Below are 9,789 nucleotides of genomic sequence, written 5' to 3'. Positions count from 1 at the left end.
GCATGAGCTCGGGCCGGCACGGTCAAGGTGGGAGCCCATCGCCGGCAAGCCAGCTCCGACAGGTGCCGAGCAAGCCCATGGGCCTTTTACAAGCCAGAGCTTGTCTAAGGCTGAAGCATGAGCTCGGGCCGGCACGGTCAGGGTGGGAGCTGGCTTGCCGGCGAAAGGGGCGCAAAGCGCCCCCAGAAATCTCAGTACCAGCGCGGCTCGCCAGCCGGGCGCTTCTTGAAGCGTTTCATGCTCCACATGTACTGGCTCGGGTACTCGCGCACATAGCGCTCGACCACCTTGCTCATCGCCGCCGCCGATTCGGTCACATCGGTGCTGTACATCGCTTCCGGCGCTGCTTCCAGAATCACCCGAAAGCCCGAACCATCCGGCAGCCGCAGCGCATGCAGGAATACCCCCACCGCCTTGCCACCCGCCAACATGTTCGGCACGAACTTGCTGGTCAGCGCCTGGGTGCCCAGGAACGGCACAAACACCCCTGCCGATTCGGCCGGCTCCGGGTCGGCAGGAATACCCACCTGGCCACCGCGACGCACTTCCTTGATCACGCTGAGAATGCCTTCCTTGGTCGAAGGCGCCACGCGGTTGCCCATCTGCACGCGCTGCTCGCGCAACAGGTCATCCACCGCTTTGAGCTTAGGCGGGCGGTAGAAGATGATCGGTTTGCACTGGTTGCAGTAGAAGTGGTTCAGCACTTCCCAGTTACCCAGGTGGCTGGTGATACCCACCACGCCCTTGCCCGAGGCCAGGGCCTGCTCCAGCACTTCCAGGCCGTGCACTTCCTTGACCAGCTCCAGCGAACGCTGCGGCGGCCAGATCCAGGCACAGGCACTTTCGACAAAGGATTTGCCGATATCCCGCAGCGCCTGGCCAACCAGCTGCTCACGGGCAACCGGGTCCATCTCCGGGAAACACTTGGCCAGATTGATTCGCACCACATTGCGCGAACCGTTGGGGACCTTCCACATCAGCCAGCCAATACCCGCGCCCACGCGCTGTACAGCGCCCCAGGGCAGCTTGGCAAACAGGCGCAGCACCCCGACCATCAGGGCGCCCTTGAACTTTTCCACAGGCGAATTCCTTATTTCAGCAAGGCGCGCATTGTAACCCCTCAGCGCAACAAGGCAGCGTAGCGATCGCAATCGGTGGTGTGGTCCATGACCATGCCGGTGGCCTGCATGAAGGCGTAGCAGATGGTCGGGCCGACAAAGGTGAAGCCGGCTTTCTGCAGGGCCTTGCTCATGGCCTTGGCTTCGTCGGTGACAGCCGGCACGTCGCCGCGCACTTCGAAGTGGTTGATCTTCGGCTCGCCGCCAACGAACGACCATAGCCATTCGGCGGGGTTATCCACAGCCAGCCAGGCCTGGGCATTGCGCCGCGCAGCCTTGAGCTTGAGGCGATTGCGGATGATGCCGGCATCCTGCATCAGTTCTTCGATGCGCTCGTCGCTCATGGCGGCCAGCTTTTCTGGGTCGAAGCCGTACATCACCTCGCGATAACGCTCGCGTTTGCGCAAAACGGTTATCCACGACAGCCCGGCCTGGAACCCTTCGAGCAAAAGCATCTCGAAGAGCAACGCCGGGTCACGCTGTGGCGTTCCCCATTCCTGGTCGTGGTAGGCCTGGTACAACGGATCGTCGGTACACCAAAAGCAGCGTGGCATAAGGCTCCAATGAGTAGAGGGCGAGGCGAATCAGGTTATACTCCCGCTCTTTACATCCGCATCCCCAGATACAGGTGAATTTCGTGAGCCAGCCTACGCCAGCCGTGCGTACCTTCCAAGACCTGATCCTCGCCCTGCAGAACTACTGGGCAGCTCAAGGTTGTGTGGTGCTTCAGCCCTACGATATGGAAGTAGGCGCCGGCACTTTCCATACCGCCACGTTCCTGCGCGCCGTCGGCCCAGAAACCTGGAACGCCGCCTACGTGCAGCCTAGCCGTCGCCCTGCCGACGGGCGGTATGGCGAAAACCCAAACCGCCTGCAGCACTACTACCAGTTCCAGGTAGTGCTCAAGCCCAACCCGGCCAACTTCCAGGAGCTGTACCTCGGCTCGCTGAAAGCCATCGGCCTGGACCCGCTGGTGCACGACATCCGCTTCGTCGAAGACAACTGGGAATCGCCGACCCTCGGCGCCTGGGGCCTGGGCTGGGAAATCTGGCTGAACGGCATGGAAGTTACCCAGTTCACCTACTTCCAGCAGGTAGGCGGTATCGAGTGCTACCCGGTCACCGGTGAAATCACCTACGGCCTGGAGCGCCTGGCCATGTACATCCAGGGCGTCGATTCGGTGTACGACCTGGTGTGGGCCGACGGCCCGTTTGGCAAGGTCACCTACGGTGACGTGTTCCACCAGAACGAAGTGGAGCAGTCGACCTACAACTTCGAACACGCCAACGTCGACAAGCTGTTCGAACTGTTCGACTTCTACGAAAGCGAAGCCAACCGCCTGATCAAGCTGGATCTGCCGTTGCCGACCTACGAAATGGTCCTGAAGGCCTCGCACACCTTCAACCTGCTGGACGCCCGCCGCGCCATCTCGGTAACCGAGCGCCAGCGTTACATCCTGCGTGTACGTACCCTGGCCCGGGACGTGGCGCAAAGCTATCTGCAAGCCCGCGCACGCATGGGCTTCCCGATGGCCACCCCTGAACTGCGTGACGAAGTGTTGGCTAAGCTGGAGGCTGCACAATGAGTGCTCAAGATTTCCTGGTAGAACTGGGCACCGAAGAGCTGCCACCCAAAGCCCTGGCCACCCTCGGCGACGCCTTCCTGGCCGGCATCGAGAAAGGCCTGCAGGCCGCTGGCCTGAACTACACCGGCAAGCAGGTGTACGCCGCGCCGCGCCGCCTGGCCGTGCTGATCCGCCAGCTGGACGTGCAGCAGCCTGACCGCAGCATCAATATCGACGGGCCGCCCCTGCAGGCTGCTTTCAAAGACGGCGAGCCGACCCAGGCTGCTCTTGGCTTTGCCAAGAAATGCGGTGTAGATCTGTCGGAAATCGATCAGAGCGGCGCCAAGCTGCGCTTCTCCCAGCATATCCCGGGCAAGTCCACCGTCGGCTTGCTGCCAACCATCGTCGAAGATTCGCTCAACGACCTGCCGATTCCCAAGCGCATGCGCTGGGCGGCCAGCCGTGAAGAGTTCGTGCGCCCGACCCAATGGCTGGTGATGCTGCTGGGCGACCAGGTGGTCGACTGCACCATCCTGTCGCAGAAAGCCGGCCGTGAATCCCGTGGCCACCGCTTCCACCACCCGGAAAACGTCGTCATCACCACCCCGGCCAACTACGTCGAAGACCTGCGCAAAGCCTACGTGCTGGCCGACTTCGCCGAGCGCCGCGAGCTGATCAGCAAGCGTACCGCGGAGCTGGCCATGCAGCAGGAAGGCACCGCCATCGTGCCGCCTGCGCTGCTGGACGAAGTGACTGCCCTGGTCGAATGGCCAGTGCCGCTGGTGTGCTCGTTCGAGGAACGTTTCCTTGAAGTGCCACAAGAAGCCCTGATCACCACCATGCAGGACAACCAGAAGTACTTCTGCCTGCTGGACAGCGAAGGCAAGCTGCTGCCGCGCTTCATCACCGTAGCCAACGTCGAGAGCCGCGACCCGAAGCAGATCGTGCAAGGCAACGAGAAAGTCGTGCGCCCACGCCTGACCGACGCCGAGTTCTTCTTCAAGCAGGACAAGAAGCAGCCGCTGGCAACCTTCAACGAGCGCCTGAAAAACGTGGTGTTCCAGGCTCAGCTGGGCACTGTGTACGACAAGGCCGAGCGTGTCTCCAGACTGGCTGCGTTCATTGCCCCGCTGATCGGCGGCGACGCCCAGCGCGCCGGCCGTGCCGGCCTGCTGTCCAAGTGCGACCTGGCCACCGAGATGGTCGGCGAGTTCCCTGAAATGCAGGGTGTTGCCGGTTATTACTACGCGCTCAACGACGGTGAGCCGCAAGACGTCGCCCTGGCCCTGAACGAGCAGTACATGCCGCGCGGTGCTGGCGCCGAGCTGCCGCAGACCCTCACCGGTGCTGCCGTGGCCATCGCCGACAAACTCGACACACTGGTTGGCATCTTCGGCATCGGCATGCTGCCCACCGGTAGCAAGGACCCGTACGCCCTGCGCCGTGCCGCCCTGGGCGTGCTGCGCATCCTGATCGAGAAGCAGCTGGACCTGAACCTGACCGGTGCGGTCGAGTTCGCAGTCAAGCAGTTCGGCGCCAAGGTCAAGGCCGCTGGCCTGGCCGATCAGGTATTGGAATTCATCTTCGACCGCCTGCGTGCGCGTTACGAAGACGAAGGCATCGACGTGGCCACCTACCTGTCGGTGCGTGCCCTGCAGCCAGGCTCCGCCCTGGACTTCGACCAGCGCGTACAGGCCGTGCAGGCTTTCCGCAAGCTGCCAGAAGCCGAAGCGTTGGCCGCGGTGAACAAGCGAGTATCGAACCTGCTGAGCAAAGCCGAAGGCGCCATCGCCGAACAGGTCGAGCCAAAGTACTTCGACAACGCCAACGAGTTCTCGCTGTACTCGGCCATCCAGCAGGCCGACCAGGCCGTGCAACCGATGGCTGCTGCACGCCAGTACAGTGAATCGCTGGCCCGCCTGGCGGCCCTGCGTGACCCGGTCGACGCCTTCTTCGAGGCGGTGATGGTCAACGCTGAAGACGCCAAGGTACGCGCCAACCGTTATGCCCTGCTCAGCCGCCTGCGCGGCCTGTTCCTGGGCGTGGCCGACATTTCGCTGCTGGGGTAAGCCTTGAAACTGCTGATTCTCGACCGTGACGGGGTCATCAACCATGACTCCGACGCCTACATCAAGACGCTGGAAGAATGGGTGCCGATCCCTGGCTCGGTCGAGGCCATCGCGCAGTTGAGCAAAGCGGGCTGGACGGTGGCCGTGGCCACCAACCAGTCCGGCATTGCCCGTGGCTATTACACACTGGCAACCCTGGAAGCCATGCACGCACGCCTGCGCGAGCTGGTGGCCGAGCAGGGGGGCGAGGTGGGCCATATCGTCTATTGCCCGCACGGGCCGGACGAAGGCTGCGATTGCCGCAAGCCAAAGCCTGGCATGCTGGTGGCGATTGCCGAGCATTACCGGGTCGGCCTGCAAGGCGTCTGGTTTGTCGGTGACAGCAAAGGTGACCTGGAGGCCGCCCTGGCCGTCGGTGCACAACCCGTATTGGTAAAAACCGGCAAGGGCGAGCGGACCCTGGAAAAAGGCGTCCCTGAAACTACACTGATTTTCGACGATCTGGCAGCTATCGCCAGAGAACTAATTTAAACAGTGCGCCTTCGGGCGCATTTTTCTCAGGCGGGCATGCCCCGCAATGGTACAAGCCACTATGTCGATCCTGCAGGCGATCAGAATCTTTCTTTTTTACCTGCTGCTGGGCACCAGTTCGCTGCTGTGGTGCTCGCTGAGCTTCTTCATCGCGCCGTTCCTGTCGTTCCCCAAGCGCTACAGGTTCATCAACGTGTACTGGTGTCGCTGCGCGCTGTTCCTGGTGCGCACCATTCTCGGCATTGACTACAAGGTCACCGGCGCCGAGAACGTGCCGAATGAGCCCTGCGTGATCCTGTCCAACCACCAGAGCACCTGGGAAACCTTCTTCCTTTCCCAGTACTTTTCGCCGCTGAGCCAGGTGCTCAAGCGCGAGCTGCTGTACGTGCCGTTCTTCGGCTGGGCCATGGCCATGCTGCGGCCGATCGCGATCAACCGCGACAACCCCAAGGAAGCGTTGCGCCAGGTGGCGAGCAAAGGCGACGAGCTGCTCAAGCAGAAGACTTGGGTGCTGATCTTTCCGGAAGGCACCCGCGTGCCGTACGGCACCGTGGGCAAGTTCTCCCGCGGCGGTACTGCGCTGGCAGTGAATGCCGGGCTGCCGGTGCTGCCGATTGCCCACAATGCCGGCAAGTTCTGGCCGAAGACCGGTTGGGGCAAGCGTGCCGGTACCATCGAAGTGGTGATTGGCGAGCCGATGTACGCCAATGGCACCGGGCCACGTGCCATCGCCGAGCTCAACGACCGCGCAGCGGCGTGGAACGAAGCCACCCAACGGGCCCTGGGTTCGCTGCCCCCAGCCGATGAAAAAACCCAACAGCAGACCGCTTGATGATCTGTGGATAACTTGTGAGCAGTTTTTCGATCAAATGCTTGAAGTAAACGCTAAGTCGTTGAATTAGCTGTTTATTTCTACGTGTGACATTTTTCTTAAAATCGTGCATAAGTTTTTTTGGGGCATAAAAAAACCGGCTTTTACAGCCGGTTTTTTTGTGCCGTGTGAACAGCCTCAGACCTTGTCGAGATCCACGTCTTTGGTCTCTTTAAGGCAGAAAATCCCCACGACCAAACTGATCCCGGTCACCAGCACCGGGTACCACAGCCCGTAGAAGATATCCCCGGTATACACCACCAGCGCGAACGACACGGTTGGCAGGAAGCCGCCGAACCAGCCATTGCCAATATGGTAGGGCAGGGACATCGAGGTGTAGCGGATGCGGGTCGGGAACAGTTCGACCATCACGGCTGCCAGCGGGCCATAGGTCATGGTAGCGATCAGGATCATCGCCACGATCAGCACCACCACCATGACCTGGTTGACCTGCCCTGGGTCGGCCTTGGCCGGGTAGCCAGCCTGCTCCACGGCGCTGCGCATGGCCGCTTCGTCGTAGCCATTGATGGTCTTTTCACCAATATTGACCACCACATCGCTGCCGGCCACGCTTACCGAGCTGTATGGCAGGCCCTGCTTGACCAGGAACGTCTTGACCTTGTCGCACGGGCTGTCGAAACGCGCTTTGCCCACCGGGTCGAACTGGAAGGTACAGCTTTGCGGGTCGGCGGTGACCACGATCGGCGCCTGCCGGCTGGCGGCGTCAATCTGAGGGTTTGCGTAGTGGCTCAGCGCCTTGAATAGCGGGAAGTACAGCACCGTGGCCAGCAACAGGCCGAGCATCAGGATCGGCTTGCGGCCAATGCGGTCCGATAACCAGCCGAAGAACACGAAGAACGGCGCACCAATCACCACACTGATGATCAGCAGGGTATTGGCCTGGGCCGGGTCCATTTTCAGCATCTGGGTCATGAAGAACAGCACGTAGAACTGCGCCGTGTAGAAGGTCACGGCTTGCCCGGCGTTGATGCTGAACAGCGCGGTAAGCACCACTTTCAGGTTTGGCCAGGAGGTGAACGACTCACGGATCGGCGACTTGCTGACCTTTCCCTGGGCCTTCATTTTCACGAAGGCCGGCGACTCGTGCATGCTCATCCGGATCCAGGTGGAGATGGCCAGCAGCACTATCGACAGCAGGAACGGCAAGCGCCAGCCCCAGGTTTCGAACTGGTCGCCACTGATGTAGCGGCTGCCCAGCACCACCAGCAGCGACAGTAACAGGCCAAGGGTGGCGGTGGACTGGATGAAACCGGTGTAGAAGCCCCGTTTGCCCTGGGGCGCATGCTCGGCCACATAGGTGGCAGCACCGCCGTACTCACCCCCCAGCGCCAGACCCTGCAGCATGCGCAGGATCACCAGGATGATCGGTGCGGCTATGCCGATGCTGGCATAGGTGGGCAACAGCCCCACAGCGAATGTGGAGAGGCCCATCAGCACGATGGTGACCAGGAAGGTGTACTTGCGCCCGATCATGTCGCCCAGGCGGCCGAACACCAATGCACCGAACGGCCGCACCAGGAAGCCGGCGGCAAAGGCCATGAGGGCGAAGATAAAGGCGGTGGTGTCGTTCACGCCAGCAAAGAACTGTTTGCTGATGACCGCTGCCAGCGCTCCATAGAGAAAAAAGTCATACCACTCGAAAACCGTCCCGAGGGATGACGCGAAAATGATCTTGCGTTCTTCACGGCGGCTGGGGCTGCTGGCCACCGCATCCTGTTCCTGGATGTAATCCGACATCGTTGCTGTCCTCGGCCCGCAGGCCACAGTGATTATTCTTTTTGTTCCACTGTCGGCGGCTTCTGACCGCGAGCCGCCGGTGTTGCACGCACCCGGGTCAGGGGGTCGGTATCGCGTCTTCGTTCAAGTAGGTCTGGGTAGCAGCTCCTTTGAGGATCAATTGCGCCGCCTTCTCGGCGATCATCAGGGTCGGTGAACAGGTATTACCGGAGGTGATCTGCGGCATGATCGAGGCATCGGCCACGCGCAAACCGGGGATGCCGTGTACGCGCAGCTGGTTATCCACAACGTCCTGGGCACCGCTGCCCATGCGGCAGGTACCCACCGGGTGGAAGATGGTGGTGCCAATCTTGCCGGCTGCCTCAAACAGCTCTTGCTCGGTTTGCAGGGCTGGGCCTGGCAGGTATTCCTTGGGGTCGAACGCTGCAAGGGCAGGGGCCTGCACGATGCGCCGGGTGAGGCGGATGGCATCGGCGGCCACGCGCAGGTCCTGTGGGTCGCTGAGGTAGTTGGGGTCGATCAGCGGCGTGCTGTTCATGTCGGTGCTGCTGATATCGATACGCCCGCGGCTGACCGGGCGAAGGTTGCACACCGATGCGGTAAAGGCCGGGAACGGGTGCAGTGGTTCACCGAAGCGCTCCAGTGACAGCGGCTGTACGTGATACTGCAGGTTGGCGGTGGCCTGTTCCGGGCTCGAACGCACGAACGCGCCCAGCTGACTCGGCGCCATGGCCAGCGGGCCGCTGCGGTCATAGAGGTAGCGCAGGCCCATGCCCATCTTGCCCCAGAGGCTGTTGGCCATCTGGTTCAAGGTGCGGGTGTTGCGGATCTGGTAGATCAGGCGCAGTTGCAGGTGGTCCTGAAGGTTGCCACCCACGCCCGGCATATCGTGGCGTACACCAATGCCCAGGCTTTCCAGCAGCTGGCGCGGGCCGATGCCGGAGCGTTGCAGAATACCGGGTGAACCAACGGCGCCGGCGCACAGGATAATCTCGCGACGCGACGAAAACTCGTGCCAGGCGCCTTGCCAAAATGCTTTCACGGCCCGCGCCCGGGTGTTGTTGAGCAGTACCTGGTCAACCTGAACGCCGGTCAGCACAGTGAGGTTGGCGCGGTCCTTTATCGGCCTCAGGAAAGCTTTGGAGGCGTTCCAGCGTACGCCGCTGCGCTGGTTGACCTGAAAGTATCCACAGCCCTGGTTGTCGCCGGTGTTGAAGTCGTCGACCTTGCCGATGCCGCTTTGCTCGGCGGCATCACGGAAAGCATCGAGGATCGGCCAGCTGTAGCGCTGGCGCTCGACGCGCCATTCGCCGTCGCCGCCGTGGTGCTCACTGGCGCCGGCGAAGTGGTTTTCGCTGGCCTTGAACAGCGGCAGCACGTCCTTCCAGGCCCAGCCGTCATTGCCTTGCTCGGCCCAGCGGTCATAGTCGGCCGCCTGACCACGCATGTAGATCATGCCGTTGATCGAGGAACAGCCACCCAGCACCTTGCCGCGTGGGTAGCCCAGTGCGCGCCCCCCCAGGCCTGGCTGCGCCTCGGTCTTGAAGCACCAGTCAGTGCGCGGGTTACCGATGCAATAGAGATAGCCGACGGGGATGTGAATCCAGGGATAGTTGTCGCGGCCACCTGCTTCCAGCAGCAAAACGCGGCAGGAAGGGTCGGCGGACAAACGATTGGCCAGCAGGCAACCGGCTGGACCGGCCCCTACGACCACGTAGTCGAAGACAGAATCGGCTGATGGCATGTGCAACCTCGCGCCCGTTTTTTATTCTTGTCCCGATCCATCTTAGTGCGTAATTTCGTGGGTGAAACACGAGATTTCGCGCAGCCGTTGTGCGTTTTAGCACAGGGGTAAGCCTGGACCGACCTCTTCGCGGG

8 protein-coding genes are annotated in these 9,789 nt (G+C 61.9%); 4 read left to right on the top strand and 4 right to left on the bottom strand.

Features of this window, described 5'->3' with window-relative positions; all coding sequences use genetic code 11:
- Positions 1-191: 191 nt before the first annotated feature.
- The gene (locus ACN6NG_RS29775) at positions 192-1,079 is read right to left on the bottom strand and encodes a lysophospholipid acyltransferase (protein WP_016489937.1); all 888 of its coding nucleotides are present in this window, start codon (positions 1,077-1,079) and stop codon (positions 192-194) included.
- Between the two features lie 41 nt (positions 1,080-1,120).
- Entirely contained in the window at positions 1,121-1,672 is a 552-nt protein-coding gene (locus ACN6NG_RS29770) for a DNA-3-methyladenine glycosylase I (protein ID WP_063422581.1), read from the bottom strand.
- An 83-nt stretch (positions 1,673-1,755) separates the two neighbouring features.
- Between ACN6NG_RS29770 and glyQ the strand changes: the two genes are divergently transcribed.
- Genes glyQ through ACN6NG_RS29750 form a run of 4 tightly spaced genes read left to right on the top strand, consistent with a single transcriptional unit; the run spans position 1,756 to position 6,114 of the window.
- Positions 1,756-2,703 carry a glycine--tRNA ligase subunit alpha gene (gene glyQ / locus ACN6NG_RS29765; RefSeq protein WP_019471032.1) on the top strand — a complete coding sequence of 316 codons (948 nt, stop codon included), beginning with the start codon at positions 1,756-1,758 and terminating at the stop codon, positions 2,701-2,703.
- Positions 2,700-4,751, top strand: coding sequence for a glycine--tRNA ligase subunit beta (glyS, locus tag ACN6NG_RS29760; protein ID WP_063422580.1), 2,052 nt, complete (start codon positions 2,700-2,702; stop codon positions 4,749-4,751). The genes glyQ and glyS overlap by 4 nt, the downstream gene beginning before the upstream one ends.
- 3 nt (positions 4,752-4,754) lie before the next feature.
- Positions 4,755-5,282: a D-glycero-beta-D-manno-heptose 1,7-bisphosphate 7-phosphatase gene (gene gmhB, locus ACN6NG_RS29755; RefSeq protein ID WP_063422579.1), complete on the top strand. Its 528-nt coding sequence runs from the start codon at positions 4,755-4,757 to the stop codon at positions 5,280-5,282.
- A gap of 46 nt (positions 5,283-5,328) precedes the next feature.
- The gene (locus ACN6NG_RS29750) at positions 5,329-6,114 is read left to right on the top strand and encodes a lysophospholipid acyltransferase family protein (protein ID WP_019471029.1); all 786 of its coding nucleotides are present in this window, start codon (positions 5,329-5,331) and stop codon (positions 6,112-6,114) included.
- Positions 6,115-6,291: 177 nt separating this feature from the next.
- Here the strand turns inward: ACN6NG_RS29750 and ACN6NG_RS29745 are convergent, their stop codons facing one another.
- Together ACN6NG_RS29745 and ACN6NG_RS29740 are read right to left on the bottom strand one after the other, a co-directional pair.
- Positions 6,292-7,911 (bottom strand): MFS transporter, encoded by a 1,620-nt coding sequence (locus ACN6NG_RS29745; protein ID WP_016497360.1) that lies wholly within the window; start codon positions 7,909-7,911, stop codon positions 6,292-6,294.
- Positions 7,912-8,008: 97 nt separating this feature from the next.
- Positions 8,009-9,655, bottom strand: a complete 1,647-nt coding sequence (locus ACN6NG_RS29740) for a GMC family oxidoreductase (protein WP_063422578.1) — start codon at positions 9,653-9,655, stop codon at positions 8,009-8,011.
- Positions 9,656-9,789 lie beyond the last annotated feature (134 nt).

It is taken from the genome of Pseudomonas sp. TSO6, from assembly GCF_056098905.1.
This window is presented reverse-complemented; position numbering and strand designations above follow the sequence as displayed.